The organism is Shewanella livingstonensis, assembly GCF_003855395.1.
In the GTDB taxonomy this organism is placed as follows: Bacteria; Pseudomonadota; Gammaproteobacteria; order Enterobacterales; family Shewanellaceae; genus Shewanella; species Shewanella livingstonensis.
In genome coordinates this window covers 3447254-3465820 of the sequence record NZ_CP034015.1, presented here as the reverse complement: position 1 = coordinate 3465820, position 18567 = coordinate 3447254, and the positions used below count along the sequence as shown (strand labels likewise).

The 18567-nt window shown below is 42.2% G+C and carries 11 protein-coding genes; 9 read left to right on the top strand and 2 right to left on the bottom strand.

Annotated features, from left to right (window positions below):
• Positions 1-85 precede the first annotated feature (85 nt).
• From rnhB to EGC82_RS14880, 7 genes are all read left to right on the top strand, one after another.
• Complete coding sequence (gene rnhB, locus EGC82_RS14910) at positions 86-658, top strand: ribonuclease HII (protein ID WP_124732671.1); 573 nt, start codon at positions 86-88, stop codon at positions 656-658.
• 135 nt (positions 659-793) lie between these two features.
• Entirely contained in the window at positions 794-4270 is a 3477-nt protein-coding gene (dnaE, locus tag EGC82_RS14905) for a DNA polymerase III subunit alpha (protein WP_124731464.1), read from the top strand.
• Positions 4271-4284: 14 nt separating this feature from the next.
• Positions 4285-5721: a tRNA lysidine(34) synthetase TilS gene (tilS, locus tag EGC82_RS14900; protein ID WP_124731463.1), complete on the top strand. Its 1437-nt coding sequence runs from the start codon at positions 4285-4287 to the stop codon at positions 5719-5721.
• A 301-nt stretch (positions 5722-6022) separates the two neighbouring features.
• On the top strand, positions 6023-7612 hold the full coding sequence (locus EGC82_RS14895; RefSeq protein WP_124732670.1) for a M28 family metallopeptidase: 1590 nt from the start codon (positions 6023-6025) through the stop codon (positions 7610-7612).
• A 112-nt stretch (positions 7613-7724) separates the two neighbouring features.
• A complete protein-coding gene (locus tag EGC82_RS14890) occupies positions 7725-8696 on the top strand; it encodes an IS1595 family transposase (protein WP_124731462.1) in 972 nt (323 codons plus the stop codon).
• A 585-nt stretch (positions 8697-9281) separates the two neighbouring features.
• Positions 9282-10631: an SNIPE associated domain-containing protein gene (locus EGC82_RS14885; RefSeq protein WP_164839144.1), complete on the top strand. Its 1350-nt coding sequence runs from the start codon at positions 9282-9284 to the stop codon at positions 10629-10631.
• A gap of 13 nt (positions 10632-10644) precedes the next feature.
• The gene (locus EGC82_RS14880; protein ID WP_124731460.1) at positions 10645-11892 is read left to right on the top strand and encodes an SNIPE associated domain-containing protein; all 1248 of its coding nucleotides are present in this window, start codon (positions 10645-10647) and stop codon (positions 11890-11892) included.
• 789 nt (positions 11893-12681) lie between these two features.
• Here the strand turns inward: EGC82_RS14880 and EGC82_RS14875 are convergent.
• Positions 12682-13773: a GNAT family N-acetyltransferase/peptidase C39 family protein gene (locus EGC82_RS14875; protein ID WP_124731459.1), complete on the bottom strand. Its 1092-nt coding sequence runs from the start codon at positions 13771-13773 to the stop codon at positions 12682-12684.
• Positions 13774-13847: 74 nt separating this feature from the next.
• On the opposite strand from EGC82_RS14875, the gene EGC82_RS14870 reads away from it, so the two are divergent.
• Complete coding sequence (locus EGC82_RS14870; RefSeq protein WP_124731458.1) at positions 13848-15299, top strand: RimK family protein; 1452 nt, start codon at positions 13848-13850, stop codon at positions 15297-15299.
• Positions 15300-15486: 187 nt separating this feature from the next.
• Here the strand turns inward: EGC82_RS14870 and dgcS are convergent, their stop codons facing one another.
• Positions 15487-16377 (bottom strand): diguanylate cyclase DgcS, encoded by an 891-nt coding sequence (gene dgcS, locus EGC82_RS14865; RefSeq protein ID WP_124731457.1) that lies wholly within the window; start codon positions 16375-16377, stop codon positions 15487-15489.
• Between the two features lie 159 nt (positions 16378-16536).
• Here dgcS and EGC82_RS14860 point away from each other — a divergent pair, with 159 nt between their 5' ends.
• A complete protein-coding gene (locus EGC82_RS14860; protein WP_124731456.1) occupies positions 16537-18489 on the top strand; it encodes a monovalent cation:proton antiporter family protein in 1953 nt (650 codons plus the stop codon).
• Positions 18490-18567: the final 78 nt, after the last annotated feature.

Here is an 18567-nt window from a genome sequence, read left to right as displayed (position 1 = left end):
CTGACTAGGATAAGTTAATATGTCGACATTACCGGTAGTGATAAAAAATATTACCCCTGAACAAGTAGCCATCATTTCCCAAGGGATGGTTGCTGGTGTTGACGAAGTAGGGCGGGGCCCATTGGTTGGCGATGTTGTTACCGCCGCAGTGATCTTAGACCCAAGTAAACCGATTGTTGGTCTTAATGATTCTAAAAAACTCAGCGAGAAGCGTCGTAATGCTTTATATCAACAGATTATGGATAATGCATTAAGTGTCAGTGTAGGTCGTGCAAGTCCTACTGAAATAGACGAGCTAAATATTTTGCATGCCACTATGCTGGCCATGCAGCGTGCTGTAGCGGGCTTGTCTATATTGCCTGAGCGAGTACTGGTTGATGGTAATCGGGTGCCAGATTTTGGTATTGCCAGTCATGCAATCATCAAAGGTGATGGTTTAGTCGCCGCTATTAGTGCAGCATCCATTATTGCCAAAGTGACGCGTGACGCAGAGATGGAAATATTAGATCGCCAATATCCACAGTATGGCTTTGCTAAGCACAAAGGTTACCCAACTAAAGCACACTTTGAAGCATTAGCCTTGCATGGCGTATTAGCTGAACATCGTAAAAGTTTTAAGCCTGTTGCTGAGCGTATTTTACTGCACAATACGTTGTAAGAATACGTGGTAAGAATACATTGTAATATACCAATATTAAGCGTCTTAATCGTGGATAAAGTCGCTTAAAATTGCTAGTCTAAATCCCGCATTTTCGTGTTGTTTCATTCATCTTTTTCGAAGAAAAAATAATCTATGTCCGATCCTCGTTTTGTTCATTTGCGCGTCCACAGTGATTATTCAATGTCAGATGGCGTTGCTAAAGTTAAACCAATTATTGCAGCGGCTGAAAATCAGGGCATGGCAGCAATAGCATTAACTGATCAAAACAATTTTTGTGGTTTGGTAAAATTTTATGGTGCGTGTAATAGTGCGGGTATTAAACCCATTGTGGGTGCCGATTTTTGGGTGCAAACTCCAGGTTTTGAAAAAGAATTTTGCGCTTTAACCATTATTGCGATGAACAATGAAGGTTACCAAAATCTGACTCAACTGATCAGTGAGGCTTATCTTCGCGGTCATGTTCATAACCGAGTCGTGATTGACCAAGATTGGCTGATTAAATTTAACACAGGCTTAATTATTATCTCTGGCGCCAGAGATGGCGATGTGGGTAAAGCGTTATTAAAAGGCAATCAAAACCAAGTAGAGTCATTAATTGCATTTTATCAGCAACATTTTACAGACCGTTATTATATAGAGCTTATCCGCACCGGCCGTGCAGATGAAGAACGCTATTTGCACATGGCAGTTGAATTAGCGTCGGCAAAAGGCTTGCCAGTTGTTGCCACTAACCAAGTGGTATTTTTAAAGCAAGACGATTTTGAAGCTCATGAAATTCGTGTGGCAATTCATGATGGTTTTACCTTAGTCGATCCACGCCGTCCCAAAACCTATAGCGATCAACAATACCTGCGCACCGAAGATGAAATGGTCGCGTTGTTCGCCGATATTCCGTCGGCCATTAACAATAGCGTTGAAATAGCCAAACGCTGTAATGTCACCATTCGATTAAACGAAATCTTTCTGCCTAATTTCCCCACGGGTGACTTATCCATCGAAGATTTTTTGGTTAATGTGTCACACAAAGGACTAGAGCAACGTCTCGAGTTTTTATTTCCAGATCCACAAGTTCGCCTCGAAAAACGTGGCGAATACGACGAGCGTCTCGAGATTGAGCTAAAAGTGATTAACCAAATGGGTTTCCCTGGTTACTTCCTTATCGTGATGGAGTTTATTCAATGGGGCAAAGACAACGATATTCCGGTTGGCCCTGGTCGAGGCTCTGGTGCTGGTTCATTAGTGGCTTATGCACTGAAAATCACCGACTTAGATCCACTCGAGTACGACTTACTGTTCGAGCGTTTCTTAAACCCTGAACGTGTTTCAATGCCCGATTTCGACGTCGACTTTTGTATGGATCGTCGTGACGAAGTGATCGACCATGTTGCTGAACTTTATGGGCGCGAAGCCGTATCGCAAATTATTACCTTTGGTACCATGGCGGCTAAAGCGGTTGTTCGCGATGTGGGCCGTGTGCTCGGTCATCCATACGGTTTTGTTGAACGTCTTACCAAATTAATCCCCGCTGAACCTGGGATGACACTCGCTAAAGCCTTTGAGGTTGAGCCTGCGTTGCCAGAAGCGTATGCCGGTGATGAAGATGTAAAAGAGCTTATCGATATGTGTCGCCGTTTAGAAGGGGTGACTCGTAACGCGGGTAAGCATGCCGGTGGTGTAGTTATTGCGCCGACGCGTATTACTGATTTTGCTCCGTTATATTGTGATGCAGAAGGCTTAAACCCAGTAACCCAGTTTGATAAAAATGACGTAGAAACGGCCGGCCTAGTTAAGTTCGATTTCTTGGGTTTACGTACCTTGACCATTATTGATTGGGCATTGCAGATGATTAATCCGCGCCTAGTTAAAGAGGGGAAAGACCCCGTACGTATTGAAGCTATTCCGCTTGCTGATCCGGCCTGTTTTAGACTGTTACAGCGTTACGAGACTACTGCCGTATTCCAGCTGGAATCTCGCGGCATGAAAGACTTAATTAAACGTCTAAAACCTGATTGTTTCGAAGATATGATTGCATTGGTGGCATTGTTCCGTCCAGGGCCACTTCAGTCTGGCATGGTAGATAACTTTATTGAACGTAAGCATGGGCGTGAAGAAGTGTCTTACCCAGATGCAGAATATCAGCATGAGTCGTTAAGAGAGCTGTTATCACCCACTTATGGCATTATTTTGTACCAAGAGCAGGTAATGCAAATTGCTCAGGTATTGTCGGGTTATACCCTTGGCGGCGCAGATATGCTCCGTCGTGCAATGGGTAAGAAAAAGCCTGAAGAAATGGCCAAGCAACGTGGCACGTTTAAAGAAGGCGCCATTAATAACGGTATTGATGGCGACTTGTCGATGAAGATCTTCGACTTGGTGGAAAAGTTCGCCGGTTACGGTTTTAACAAATCGCATTCAGCCGCTTATGCACTGGTATCGTATCAAACGCTATGGTTAAAAACTCATTTTCCATCGCAGTTTATGGCGGCGGTAATGTCTGCCGACATGGACAATACTGATAAAATTGTCACCTTGGTCGATGAATGTGAGCGTATGGGATTACCATTAATTCCGCCCGATGTGAATAAAGGTCAGTTTAAATTTACTGTCGATGATGACCTGAATATCGTTTACGGTATTGGCGCGATTAAAGGTGTCGGTGAAGGTCCCGTTGATTCTATTTTAGAAGCTCGTAAAAACGGACCGTTCAGTGATCTTTTCGATTTTTGTGCTCGAATTGATTTGAAAAAACTCAATAAAAGAGTGATTGAAAAACTTATTTTAGCTGGGGCATTAGATACTCTCGGCCCGCATCGTGCTTCAATGATGGCGACTTTACCCCAAGCCATTAGCGCAGCCGCGCAACATGCAAAAGCAGAATCTATTGGCCAGCACGATATGTTCGGTTTACTTAATAGTGAGCCTGAAGACAGTAAGCAAAACTTTGTCCATTGTACGCCTTGGCCAGACAAAATTTGGTTGGAAGGTGAGCGTGAAACCCTAGGTTTATACTTAACGGGTCACCCGATTAACCAGTATTTAAAAGAGCTCAAGCAATATACTAGCGGCCGCTTAAAAGATATTCATCCAACCGAGCGTGGCAAAACGGTTAAAGTGGCAGGCCTAGTGGTTGCTACACGAGTGATGATCACCAAGCGGGGGTCTAAAATGGGCCTAGTGACTTTAGATGATAAAAGTGCCCGTTTAGAAGTCATGCTATTTACCGAACCGTTTGAAAAGTTTGGTCACATGCTTGAAAAAGATCGCATTTTAATCTGTGAGGGTGATGTCAGTTTCGATGATTTCTCTGGTGGTAACCGGATGAACGCGCGCAACATTATCGAAATAGGTGAAGCTCGCAGTCATTTTGCTCGGGCGATTGAAATCAAGGTCGATGCATCGCAAGTCACACCCGAGTGGCTGGAAACCTTTGAGCAAACCTTAACCCCTTGGCGTAACGGCGTGGTGCCTGTAACTATTCATTATGCTCAAACCCATGCCAGCGGCAAAATTACTTTAGGCGATACCTGGCGAGTAAATCCCAGTGATGAGCTGATGCTAGCGCTTGAAAGTATGCTTGGCTCAACGAATGTAAAAATTGCATTTAACTAATACTAGGTGCTCTGATGACCCCTGCACAGCTATTAACTATACTTGAGCAAGCAGTATTGCCACTTTACCATGTTACGGTATCGCAACATGACCGTTCACCTAAGGTCGTATTAGCTTACAGTGGCGGGGTTGACTCTGAAGTCTTAGCGTATGGACTGAGTGCGTTTGCACAAAAACAGCCGCACATTGCCTGTTTGCTTATTCATGTCCATCATGGGCTCAGCGCCAATGCCGATACTTGGGTGCAACACTGTATTACTCGAGCTGGGCATTACCAATTACCGTTGCAAATTAAGCGGGTTAACGTTGATAAAGGCCCTAGGCAAAGTTTAGAAGCACAAGCCCGTGACGCCCGTTATCAAGCGTTTGATCGTTATCTTAATCCCGGTGATATTTTACTCACCGCCCATCATCAAGATGACCAACTTGAAACCCTGTTGCTGGCATTAAAGCGGGGCCAAGGCCCCAAAGGTCTTGGTGCTATGGGCGCCATACAAGCTTATAAACAAGCTTGGTTGGTTAGACCATTATTAGACATAAGCCGTGATCAAATTGAGCAATTTGCACTGCAACAGCAGGTAATCCATATTGAAGATGAAAGTAATCAAGACGACAGCTATGATCGTAACTTCCTGCGTTTAGATATTATTCCCCGCTTAAAACAACGCTGGCCCAGTATTGCCGCAACAGCAGCCAGAAGTGCAGCATTGTGCGCAGAGCAACAAGATGTGCTTGATGACGAGATCAGCCATCGCTTACCTCAATGGCTTTTGTTACCCAGTGATACAAATGCTTTGATAACCGAATCAAGCGGCTTTAAGCTAAACGGTTTTAGCCAATTAACAGCCGCCTGGCAGGCATTACTGTTTCGCGGATATTTAATTCATTGTGGTGTGAGTTTACCTTCGCAAGCGCAATTACAGCAGATATTGTTACAACTGCTAGCCGCAAAAGATGATGCAAATATGTCGATCCAATGGGGCGGCTATCAGGTAAAACGTTTTGCAGGCATAGCTTACGTACTGAGTAACAGCGAGCTTGAAACGCCAGAATCAACCCTATCAAGCGCTGATTTCATTCGGCTACTAAATGGCAATGAAACTGAGTTGCTGATGAATACCGGCCAGTATCAATGTCTTTTAAGTCAACAAAAATCTGTTGATCAGCCTTTATTAGCATTACCATCAGCTAACAACAAAGTCACTATTAGTTTTGGCGCGGCAGGGTCGATTAAATGCCAGCCACAATTTGCCACGTCACAACGGCCCAAACCGCGTGAGTTAAAAAAACTGTGGCAAGAGTGCAATATTCCACCGTGGCGTCGCCAGCAAATTCCATTGATTTTTTATAATGACGTATTGGTAGCAGCCATCGGATTATGGATCGACAAACGCTATCTTGCTCAAACGGGTGAGCAAGGGATTTGTATACCGCTTTTGAACACCCAATGAAGAATGATTACTGCAGGTCAAGACGGCAACAAGCGGTAACCGTCGCTCAAGATGATAACAAGCGATAGAAACAGGCAAAACGGTAACTGTCGGTTAAGATGATAACAAGCGATAACAACGGCTAAAGCGCTAAGTGCCGGGTTGATTCGATACTTGAGACGATAAAAGCGCTAGTACTGCTGATGGCTTCAGACTATATTGGTGAGCCTAGCCTTTATAGCCGCGAAGCGTTCTAGCAGGACGACGTCCGCTCTAGACCCTAGCAATGATTACAATAAATTTTATTAATACTCAACAAAGGATGTTGTCTGTGAATACCTTTCGTTTATTAGCTGTGTTTGGAGTGTTTTTACTGCCAAGCGTAAATGCTGCGCCATTTCAATTTGATCAAAAAACCTATCGCCAAGATGTACAAACCCTAGCCAGTGACGAATTTGAAGGTCGTGGTCCTTTGTCCCATGGCGAAAAGCTGACGGTTGAATATATAGAGCAAGCCTATAAAACGATGGGGCTCAAGCCAGGTTTTGGTGACAGTTATCGCCAAGCGGTGCCGATGGCAAAAATCACTGCCGAGCAAACAATGCAGCTTAAAATAGGTGATTTAGTGTTTAAAAATGGCACTGATTTCACCGCACGAACCGAGCAAGTTTTGCCTTTAGTTGCATTAGATAAAAGTGAAGTGGTGTTTGTGGGTTACGGCATTAATGCGCCCGAATATCAGTGGAATGATTATGCTAATGTCGATGTAAAAGGCAAAACCGTAATCATATTAGTTAATGACCCAGGTTTTGCGACACAAGATCCTGCGATCTTTAAAGGTAATGCCATGACCTATTACGGTCGTTGGACTTACAAATATGAAGAAGCAGCAAGGCAGGGCGCCAAAGCGGTATTTATTGTGCACGAAACCGCACCCGCAGCCTACGGCTGGAATGTGGTTGAAAACAGCAATACCAATACCAAGTTTACCTTAGTCGATAAAGCGCAAAATAAATCACATATAGGCGTAATGGGTTGGGTTCAACATCAAGCAGCGCAAAAAATATTTAAGGCTGCGGGGCTCGACTTTGACACATTGAAACTCACAGCGGCTAAAGCGGGATTTAAGTCTATTCCATTAAAGCTTAATGCGAATTTAGCGCTAAAAAATACTATCGAACTCGCTACATCGTATAACGTAGCAGGGCTATTACCTGGCACGACTCAAGCCGATGAATGGTTGGTAATGCATGCCCATTGGGATCACTTGGGTAAAACGGTACAAGATGGCAAGACGCGTATTTATAACGGTGCAGTTGATAATGCCTCTGGCGTTGCAGGTGTATTACAGTTAGCTCGTCACTTTAAAGCGCAAAACAAAGCCCCTAAACGCTCTATTCTGTTCACTGCATTTACCGCAGAAGAAACCGGCCTCATTGGTGCCCAATACTTTGCTGCCAATCCTCCGGTACCGACTAAACAACTGGTGTCATTCTTAAACATAGACGGCATGAACGTGGGTAAAGGCGTGGATTATATATTGCGTTATGGCCAAGGAGTGTCAGAACTTGAAACCTATTTAGATGATGCCGCCAAAGCACAAGGCCGCACTGTAAAGGCTGATCCTCGTCCACAAAATGGCTTAATGTTCCGTTCAGACCATTTTGCTTTAGCCCAACAAGGCGTACCCGGGTTAATGTTCATGAGCCTAGGCGATACCGACCCAGGCTATATTGCCCATAAATATCATCAAGCTGCCGACGACTACGATGCCAGTTGGAATTTAGGCGGGGTAGAGCAAGACTTAGCCTTAATTAGCGACATCATTGATAAGCTAGCCAACAATAACGACTGGCCAAAGTGGCTTGAAGAATCAGACTTTAAAAAGCGTCGAGCAGAAGACGGAAAGTAGTGTTAGCTAGTTGATAAAGAGAGGAGGCGAAAGCCTCCTTTTTATTGGCGCTGTTGTAGGTAAATGTTGTCTATACTTAATGAGTGAAGCTAACTGATTGAGGGTAAAGGAAATGAAAGCAAAATTATTTGTGAGTAAACTTAACCAGATAACAAAAGCACTTATCTCTATGACTCCAGCTCAGAGAGAGGTAGTTCACCAGTCAATTCAAGCATTAGATACCGAAATCCCTATAGATGAGCTGTTCCAACCACTTTTTGATTCAAAATCGCAGTGTCCACACTGCGATTCAAGCCAGTTCAAAAAGTGGGGGAAAGCAGGTGGAGTACAACGATATCGCTGCAATAGCTGCAGTAAAACGTTTAACAACAAGACTAATACCCCGCTAGCTAGGCTGCATAAGAGCTGCATTTGGGTCGAGTATGCCCACTGTATGGCGTTGCGGTTAACGCTGAGGCAGGCGGCTAGAGTCTGTGGTATTAATCTTAAAACAGCCTTTTTATGGCGACATCGATTTCTTCAGGCTCAGGCAGGGAAAAATGATGACAAACTATCGGGCATTATCGAGGTTGATGAATTCTTTCTTGCCTATTCTGAAAAAGGTAATAAAACACTCGGTTCAGGTCAAAAAGCCAGAAAGCGCGGTGGTGATATTGATAAACGTACTAAAGAAGGCCAAGTTGCGGTGCTTCTTTCCATTGACCGCAGTAAACACATGATAGCGCCAATTTTATCTGCTGATACGTCTTCAGAAATATCCATTAATCTTACTGAAAACATTGAAGAAAATTCAGTGCTTTGCAGCGATGGTGCATGGGCATATGTGAAGATAGCCAAACTAAAGCACTGTGACCATAAGCGATTGATAAATGGGAAAATCAGAGTGATGGATAATATTTATCACATTCAGACTGTCAATGGTGCAATAGCGAATTTTAAAGCCTGGGTAAACGGAAGTATGAAGGGAGTAGCTACAAAATATTTATCGAATTATCTCGCTTGGTTTAAGGAAAGCAGCGCAAAGCTAAATAAACGGCAAATACTGTTGTCCGCTTACGGTAGACAACAGTATTATGGAACATAGCCTTTTTATTACATATGGCCTGCGGCCACTATGGTATTTTCAAACTTCGTTTGAATTAAGATCGCAAGGTTCCACCCTGCATGGGCTGATGGATATGGCCTACGGCCACTAACGTCGTGGCGCTTCACCCACACCAGACCAAGAGGAAACCAACGGCTGTTCCCTCTTGGAACTCCCAGCCGCCCCGCAACATTTTCGCTATTTACAAAACAACAGCTGCGAAAAGGTCGCCATGGGGATTGATCCAGCTTTGGGCTTTATTTGGAATCGTCCTCGGACTTACTCGAAAATGCTAACGCTTCCGATGGTACATCCTGTACCGCGAAAGCTAGCCTGACGTCCTGTCAGGCTCACGCTATTTTCTTCAACGTCCTCAAGTTCAGAGTTGAGACCCATTACAAGCAAGGCATATAACTCGTTTTTGAAGAGTATTGCCAATGATACAAAAATATAGAGCAAGTTTTGTTTAATGAAATATAGTGGTTAACACTATTTCTTTGCAATATGACTTAATTTTTAAATATTAGAATGCGTTACATAAATATATGAAGTATCTTCGTGTAACAAAATAAAATGGAGAAGCTTATGTTCAAGGATGTCGAAATCGATCAAATTACTTTATTAGTTTTAGCTGTTCTATCGTGTGTGACATTTTTTATGGTTTACTCAACATCACGTAAACGTAAAGAATTAACTATTGAAATTGAACGTAAAGAAAAAGCGCTGAAAAGTAAACCGATTGATCAACTTATACTTGATTTACAGAAATCATATCAAAACATCGAACATAAGCTATCTACAGGGATGCCTGTATATAATGAGTTAAATAAAAAACTAGCTCATATTAATGGACAATTAAAATTTATCGATGTTGGATTGTTTCCTCCTACATTCAATTTTGATGATAGTGAATCACTGAAAAAGCATATTGAAGATTGTTTAGAAGTACAATTCGAATCAATCAAGAATAGTACAGCAACAACTGCATATTCTAACTGGGAGTGGTTTGGCAGTAAAAGTGAAGGTGCTAAGATGGTTAGTTCTTATCGAAACCTTTTGTTAAAAGCATTTAATGCTGAGTTTGATTTCATTCGAAAGCAAATGCGTTATTCAAGTTATGATATAGCACTGAAAAAACTATATAAGCTTGAAGAGCAATTATCAAAACTTGGTGAAACAGCAAGAGTGGCTATTTCAAGTGATTATTTAAAGCTTAAAGTAAATGAGCTTTCAGTTTGGCATCGTGAGCTCCAACACAAAGAAAATCTTAAACAGCAAAAGAAAGAGCAACAGGCTTTAATTAGAGCGCAAGGTAATCAATCAGGTGATCAAGCAGAGGAAATAGGGGATGAACTTTATTATCGTAAATCTGATTTGATAAAAGCTCAGAAGCTTGCCAGTCAATTACACGGTGCTAATGCCGCAGAAATAGAATTAAAAATTTTCCATATTAAGAGTGAAATTAATCAGTTAGAGCGTAAGTTTGAAAGAGCAACATCACAAGCTCAGTTAACAAGAGTTGGTTACATCTATGTCATTTCTAATATTGGTAGCTTTGGTGAAGGAGTTGTGAAGATAGGCATGACAAGGCGCTTAGAACCTATGGATAGAGTTAATGAGTTGGGTGATGCAAGTGTTCCCTTTAAATTTGATGTTCATACACTCACATTTGTTGGTGATGCTCCTGAGATTGAAAGGAAGTTGCATCAAAAGTTTAATGATAGACGTGTGAATGCCGACAATTATCGTAAAGAGTTCTTCAGAGTATCGTTACAACAAGTTACGGAAGCCATGGAAGAATTAGGTATTGAATGTGATTGGTATTTTGATGCAGAAGCAAAAGAATATCGAGAAAGCTTACTCATGCGAAAAGCTCTTAAACATGATGCCTCACAAGCTCAGACTTCATCATATCAGTTACCAGCTTCCATATAGGGGAGAATAGCATATGTACATAATTATGTTATTAGCATGTTTATTATCTTATTCAATTTATTTACTTTTGTCATCTCGATCTAAGTTTCTGGCGCTAAAAGAAAAATCTGCTCAGATTCAAATAATGTATCAACCAGTGACGATTGAAGAACAAAAATTAAATGATTTGAACAATAAGTACAGTTCTCTTCAATCAAGTTATCAAGATAATTTAACACTTCTCCGTAAACGTGAAGAATTGTTTTCTAAGTACCATATAAGTATTGGTACATCAGACTCTACGGTATATTCAAAATTGGTTAATAGTAGGGAACTGAAAGATATAGAAAGTAAATTACACCAGTCCAAAGCTAGACTAAAAGAGATGGTAGGTAAAAAGACTGCTTGTATTTGTAGCATAGGTTCAGATGTTAGAGTTAACGGTAAGAAATCAGAAGCCACTAAATTGTTTAATAGAGAAGTTAAGCTACGACTTCGTTGTTTAGACAATGAATTTAAGGCAGCATCAGCGCTGGTAGCATGGAATAACATAAATCGTTTAATTCAGCGTACTACAGATACATTCAATGAGATTAATGTTTCTGGTACCACAGTTAAAACATATCTGAGTAATGAATACTTAAAGTTAAAAACTGAGGAATTTCGGTTAAGTTATGAACTAAATCAATTGAATCTAGAAATTAAAGACATTGAACGTGAAGAGGCCAAAATTCTCCGTGAAGCAGAGCGCGAAGAAGGGCGAATAATCGCTGCTGCAGAAAAAGCAGAAAAAGAACGAATTATAATGGAAAAGCTAGTCGCTGAAGAATTGGCTAAATTAGAGTCGAGTACCGAAGAGCAAAAAGCATTATATAAATTGCATCAACAGGAATTAGAAATTCTTCGTGAAAAAGAAAGACGAGCTATATCTTTAGCCCAACTGACTCGAGCTGGGTATGTATATGTCATATCGAATGAAATGTCATTTGGCAAAGGAGTCTGTAAAATTGGGATGACTAGAAGGGCTGATCCTAATGATAGGGTAAAAGAGCTTGGTGATGCTTCGGTACCTGAGTTATTCGATGTTCATGCTTTCGTTTTTACCGAAGATGCACCCACCCTTGAAAAATATTTGCATAATAGCTTTGCAGAACAAAGAGTTAATTTAGTTAATAATCGTAAAGAATTCTTCTATGTGATGCCCGCAGACGTGATTGAGAAATTAGAACGGTATGATAAATCAATTAATATCAATTACTTTGACGTTAATTTAAATAAATAGACTGGTTATGATGTAGTCGTATTACTCTAAACCTAAATGTCAGAGTCATAAACAGTCAGTTAGATTTTTTCCATAAACGAGTTAGTTTTTTATGAAAATGCATAGATTCAACTCTGAACTTGAGGCCGTTGAAGAAAATAGCGTGAAGCTCACATGGATGTGAGCTTAGCTTTCGCGGTACAGGATGTACCATCGGAAGCGTTAGCATTTTCGAGTAAGGCCGAAGCAGATTCCGAATGCAGGTCAAAGTTAAATCAATCCCCATGGCGACCTTTTCGCAGCTGTTGTTTTGTAAATAGCGAAAATGTTGCGGGGCGGCTGGGAGTTCCAAGAGGGAACAGCCGTTGGTTTCCTCTTGGTCTGGTGTGGGCGAAGCGCCACGACGTTAGTGGCCGCAGGCCATAAGCACAAACAACAAAAAAACAGCTGGATTCCGGCTCAACAGCATTACCGGAATGACGTGAAATAAAGCTGGATCCCAGTTCAACAACACTACCGGAACGACAGTAAATTTGGTCCGTGCAGGGTGGAACCTTGCGATGTTAATCTGGTGTGGGCGAAGCGCCACGACGTTAGTGGCCGCAGGCCATAAGCACAAACAACAAAAGAAGCAGCTGGATTCCGGTTCAACAGCATTACCAGAATGACGTGAAATAGAGCTGGATCTCAGCTCTACACTACCATCGAGAGACGATGGTAAATTTGACCTGATCAAGGTGAAACCTTGCGATCTCAATTCAAACGAAGTTTGAAAAGCTAATTGTGGCCGCAGGCCATAAAAAATCATCGTTATGATAATGACTTAACCACTAAACAAGAAACCTGTTTTTGCTTTCCATACTGCATCACCTGCGCCAGCTCTGACTGACTAATGGGTACATACGCCGCGTTAATCGCATCCTTTTGAGCCTCAACAAATGGGTCGTGGATAAACATAAACTGCTCGTTATAACCGCTTAATATCACCCAATGTGGGCCCTTCTCGCCATTAAAGCGATAAGTACTGATCATCAACAACACCGCATAACCGCTGTCAATCCAATGTTTAATTTGAATTAGTGTAGGTGCAGTATTGTATATCTCAACACCTTGAGCCGTTAACTGTTGGCAAAAATCGTCATGCACAATGGTGATAACGGCTTTTTTATTACTGTCACGCACGCTATCAATAAACGGCACCGAGGTTGATTGGCTGTACATCTCAATGTGTAAGCCACGCTTAATTGCTGCCAACGCCAAACCATGAACACTGCAACCGCCATGGCCGCTGGTCATAAATATGGTGGTGGCTTCACGCCAAATACTCAGCTCATCCACTCGACTAGGGTGATAGTGCGGTTTCACCGCTGTCATCGCCATCATTAAGCAGGCCGCGCCACAAGTAAATGGGGTGGTTTGTACATATAAAGGCATCTTGATGACTTTGCTTGGGCCTGGCGGGTCTAGGCGTTTGTGCATGCGCACACCATCGGCTAAGTCATCATAATAATGCACTAAGGTCTTTAGGACTTTATAACCCATTTTTACATAAAGATTTTTGGCGGCGATATTGTCGTTTCGCACTTCTAGGCGTAATGTAATGAAACCACGCTCGACCACGGTGTGCTCGCATTGTGTGACTAGTTCAAAGGCAATATTGCGACCTCTAAATTCGCTTGCAACGGCAATAGAATATAGCCTGGCTAGCCGAGTGCCACGATGGAACAACACCAAAGCATAACCTGCAAGGGTGTTGTCTATCTCAGCCACTAGCAAGCTGTCCAGTGGTGAGTTGATAAAGCGTTTCATCTGCCGAGAACTGATTTTATCGCCGCTAAATGCATTGGTTTCGATGTGGTTAAGTTGAGATAAATCGCTTAGGGTAGCTTGACGAAGCAGCATGAGTCGGCTCGAGTTGGCAAACATGATAGTGGCTTAATTTTCGCGCTAAACCGCATAAGAGGCAATAGATATTTATGGCTCATTTTTTAATTGTCACCGACGATGTTAATGATTGGCGTCCCTATTTACCCAGTGACAATATGGTTACTGTTGATGATTACTTAGACATGGGGGCATTTTCAGATCAAAGCGCCATGCAAGTGATTAACCTGTGCCGTAGTTATGACTATTTAAGCACAGGTTATTATTGTTCGTTAATGGCTGAAGCTCGCGGTCACCGAGTGATCCCGCGGGTTATGACTATTAACGATTTATCCCAGGACCGTTTTTTTAGTTTACCGCAAGCGGGCTTAGATAAACTGCCTGATACGGTGAACGAAATATCTATGAAGCTGTATTTTGGTTATTGCGATAATCCGGTACTCGACAAGCTGGCTCGCAAAATATTTGAACGTTTTACCGTACCTGTGTTGCAAGTGAATTTACTCAAAATGGCGGGTAAGTGGCAAGTTGATACTATTGAGCCTGCCGCGTTTCAAGACTTAACCGAACCACAACAAGATTTATTTGCCAAGTATCTTGAGGTGTTTTCGCAAAAAGTGTGGCGTTTACCTAAACCGTCAAAACGCTATCGTTATGAAATAGCCATGCTGGTGGACGAACATGAGAAAATGCCGCCATCAGATAAAGCTGCGCTGAAATTATTTACGAAGTCGGCTAATCGTATTGGTATGGACTTAGTGCAAATTGGTTCTCATGATCTCGCGCGGTTAAGTGAGTTTGATGGTTTGTTTATTCGCTCAACCACTAATATCAGTAACTTTACCTATCGGTTTGCTAAAGCGGCTGAGCAACTTGGGCTCGTGGTAATGGATGATCCCGAATCCATTATGAAGTGTACTAACAAGGTGTTTTTAACTGAGTTATTAAACAGGCATAAAGTACCGGTACCTAAAAGTTTAATCTTTAAAGCTTCAGATAAAAACTGGGCCGACAATGTGATTAATACCATAGGATTACCGATAGTACTGAAAGTGCCCGACGGTGCTTTTTCACTCGGGGTTGTTAAAGTTAACGACCGTGACACCTTACTTGAACAAGCTGCCATTATCTTTAAGCACAGTGCGTTAATTTTAGCGCAAGCATTTATGCCGACTGATTATGATTGGCGCATTGGGGTGCTAAATCGTCAGCCAATTTATGCTTGCCGGTACTTTATGAGTCGCGGTCATTGGCAGATTTATCAACATCACCAAAGTGGCCGTGTTAGCAGTGGTGATTTTGATTGTATCGATTTAAAAATGGTGCCGCAAAATATTGTCGATGCCGCGGTTAAAGCATCTAATTTAATTGGTGCCGGCTTGTATGGCGTCGATTTAAAAGAAATTGATGGTAAAGCTTATGTGATTGAAGTGAATGACAATCCGAGTATTGATCATGGAGTAGAGGATTTGTTTTTAGGTGATTTGGTTTACGATAGGGTGATGACCGAATTTTTAAGGCGTATTCAGCTTCGCGGAATGTAATGACTTTAAGCGATTAACGATTGCGATTAACGCTATTTTTGCTCTCTTTTAGCTTCGATGAGTTAATCAAAGTTGGCTCAATCAATGTAGAGCTAAAGCGTAAAATAATAAAGACCAGATTCCTTAATCGGAGTCAGGTCTTTTTATCAATTAGTTAGTTGTGTTCATTACTACTTATGGTGCACGGTTATATTGTTTGGGTGCTACATATTCGATAACAATTACGTCCGGCCGCTTTTGCAGCATACATGGCTTTATCGGCGCGTTCGTATAAGTTGTCAGCTTGCTGCTGAGGTAGCGATTCTGCAATACCTAAGCTGCATTTAATATCATATTCGGTGAGCTCAGAATGTTTAGGCATCATGTCGATAATCCGTTGACATACCACTTCTGCTGCTTTGATATCACCTTGAGTGATAATCACAAACTCGTCACCACCAATTCTAAATGCTTGATCCGTGTTACGGATAGCTTCATTAATTAGCTCTGCAAATCCAACCAAAACATAATCGCCGGCCTTGTGGCCATGAATGTCGTTTAATTGTTTAAACTTATCTAAATCCAGTACCACTAAAGACACTTGTCCCTGCTGTCGATTAGCTCGAGCTAGCGCAGTGCTAATAGCTTGACGATAATAATAGCGATTGCCTAATCCGGTTAAGGCATCAAACATGGCTTGAGTAGACATGTTTTGATACTTTAAAGCATTATTCAACGGTTGAATTAACATGCTTTCAAGTTGTTGCAAAACTTTCTTTTGTGTCGAACTCAGCGGCACAGACAACTGATATGTTATGGTAAAAGTGTCATTGTTATCGTTAATGGTATGTATTAATTCAATACCATAATGACGTCCCCAAACAAATTTTTGTTTGTCTAGGGTCAACTGTAATCCTTTAACCGGCAAATGTTGTCCTAGGACTTTACCAAAACAGGCAAAAACTGTCCGAGGATCTAAACTTCCATGTAGTTGTTGAATCACTTGAACTAGGTCTAGATCAGACTCCATATTCAAGTAAGCGTCTGAACGATACCAGTAATCTTCAGGATACAACTCTGTAGCTAAGGCGAAATCCATTGTATTTACTCCAGTACGTTACAACTAATTACCGTATTATTAGCAAAAACCGTGCCTATTTAAATTTTTCTATAGTTATTAGTTGGTTGTTGTTTTACTGTAGGACTAACAAAACGTATCTTCCCTTTCGACAGTTTTTTGACGAGGAGCCAAGCCATAATGGAACACAGCATTTTTATTCATATTTTGTCGATGCTAGTGATTGCGATTGTGGCGATTGCATTGTTACGCCGACTCGGCTTGCCCGCTATTTTAGCTTATTTGCTCACTGGCGTAGTGAGTGGTCCCAGTGGTTTTCATTGGTTTACTCAGCTACAAATGCAATCTGTGGCTGAGTTGGGTGTCGTGCTGTTGATGTTCACGCTCGGACTTGAGTTTTCAGTCCCGAGGTTGTGGGCCATGCGCCGTACAGTGTTTGGCTTAGGTAGCGCCCAAATGCTAGTCACCGCTTTTTTTGCTGGTGGTGTAGCCATGTTAGTAGGCCAAGATTTAGTCGCTGCAGTGGTCATTGGTTCTGCCATTGCGTTATCGTCTACCGCCATTGTATTGAAGCTGCTTAATGAACAAAACTGGTTAAGGCGCAGGCACGGCGAATTGTCAGTTAGTGTGTTGTTATTTCAAGACTTGGCAGTAGTGCCGTTATTGATTTTAATGCCGTTATTAGCCAAAGGCGGTGCTGAAATGAGCTTTAACAGTATCGCGTGGGGATTGCTCACCGGTATTTTGGCTTTTTTAGGATTAATGTCATTTGGTAAATGGATATTGCCACGTATTTTTGACGAAGTAGCCCGCTCACGTTCAAATGAACTATTTGTATTATCTACCCTAGTTGTCGCTTTAGTTACAGGCGCCTTTACTCAATGGCTTGGATTATCGATGGCATTAGGGGCGTTTATTGCCGGGATGTTACTGGGCGAGAGCCAGTATCGACGTCAGCTAGAAGCCGATATTAGGCCATTTCGTGATTTATTAATGGGCTTGTTTTTTATCTCGATTGGCATGCTGCTGGATTTCAATCTGGTGATGCAATATTGGTGGCAAGTGTTGTTAATTTTAGCTGGCGTGCTGTTGAGCAAAATATTAATCGTACATGGTTTACTCAAGCTTGTGGGCGAAAATACTAAGGTATCACTCAGTACGGCAATCAGTTTAGGCCAAGTTGGAGAGTTTAGTTTTGTGTTATTGGCATTGGCGGTAAATTACCAATTGCTTGATACTGAAGTGAGTACGGTGTTAGTTGCGGTGGCGGTAATATCGATGTCGATAGCGCCTTGGCTTATCCGTCACAGTGTTGATATTGCCAAAAAGGTCAGCGGCAATAAGCTGGCATCTCAACAAGAGCCGATTGAGATTGTATTGCCTCATTCTGATGAAAGTGATGTGGTACTTATTTTAGGTTATGGCCGCGTGGGGCAAACGATTGCACGCTTTTTAAAAACCGAAGCCGTACCCTATATGGTGCTTGATTTAGACCCTACCCGAGTCACAGAAGCCAGAGCGGCAGGCGAAAATATTCATTTTGGTGATGCTTGCAGAATGGCGCTATTGAAGAAGATGGGCATTCGCCAAGCGAGCTTAGTGGTGGTGACATTTTGCGAACCAAGGCAATCTGAAGAGTGTTTAGCTGTGGCGCGTAAATTGGCTCCCGATGTTAAAATATTGGTGCGCACTCGCGACGATGCCAATTTACATGAGCTTAAAGAAGCAGGGGCAACCCAAGTTATTCCTGAGTCACTTGAGGGCAGCTTAATGTTGGTGTCGCAAGTGTTGTTTAAATGCGGTGTCCCATTAGCCCGTATCATTAAGCGTTTAGAATCAGAGCGCCGCAACCATTACCAATATTTACATGGCTTTTTTTCCGGCACAGAAACCGATTTCACCTTAGATTTACTCCATGCGGTGTCGCTTGCTTCAGGTGCTAGTGCTGTGGGGAAAACCGTTGCAGACATTCCATGGCAAGCTTTAGATGTTGAACTTCGTGCAGTACGTCGTAAAGGGGAGGAGGTCGATCCTCCACCACCAGAGTGGGTGTTAAGGCGTAATGATATTTTAATGCTGGTGGGTAAACCGCGCAGTATTGAAAAAGCCGAAGAGTATCTGCTGCAGGGGTAATTAATCGCTTTTTGTACAAGTCTATTGCGCCACAAATCCTCTGCGTATCACATCATTATTTAGCATAAAGCAGCGTAC

Bases quoted from the DNA above. Each gene is read 5' to 3' on its own strand.
- rnhB (WP_124732671.1), top strand. From the start codon at position 86: ATGGTTGCTGGTGTTGACGAAGTAGGGCGGGGCCCATTGGTTGGCGAT.
- dnaE (WP_124731464.1), top strand. From the start codon at position 794: ATGTCCGATCCTCGTTTTGTTCATTTGCGCGTCCACAGTGATTATTCA.
- tilS (WP_124731463.1), top strand. From the start codon at position 4,285: ATGACCCCTGCACAGCTATTAACTATACTTGAGCAAGCAGTATTGCCA.
- EGC82_RS14895 (WP_124732670.1), top strand. From the start codon at position 6,023: ATGTTGTCTGTGAATACCTTTCGTTTATTAGCTGTGTTTGGAGTGTTT.
- EGC82_RS14890 (WP_124731462.1), top strand. From the start codon at position 7,725: ATGAAAGCAAAATTATTTGTGAGTAAACTTAACCAGATAACAAAAGCA.
- EGC82_RS14885 (WP_164839144.1), top strand. From the start codon at position 9,282: ATGTTCAAGGATGTCGAAATCGATCAAATTACTTTATTAGTTTTAGCT.
- EGC82_RS14880 (WP_124731460.1), top strand. From the start codon at position 10,645: ATGTACATAATTATGTTATTAGCATGTTTATTATCTTATTCAATTTAT.
- EGC82_RS14875 (WP_124731459.1), bottom strand. From the start codon at position 13,773: ATGCTGCTTCGTCAAGCTACCCTAAGCGATTTATCTCAACTTAACCAC.
- EGC82_RS14870 (WP_124731458.1), top strand. From the start codon at position 13,848: ATGGCTCATTTTTTAATTGTCACCGACGATGTTAATGATTGGCGTCCC.
- dgcS (WP_124731457.1), bottom strand. From the start codon at position 16,377: ATGGATTTCGCCTTAGCTACAGAGTTGTATCCTGAAGATTACTGGTAT.
- EGC82_RS14860 (WP_124731456.1), top strand. From the start codon at position 16,537: ATGGAACACAGCATTTTTATTCATATTTTGTCGATGCTAGTGATTGCG.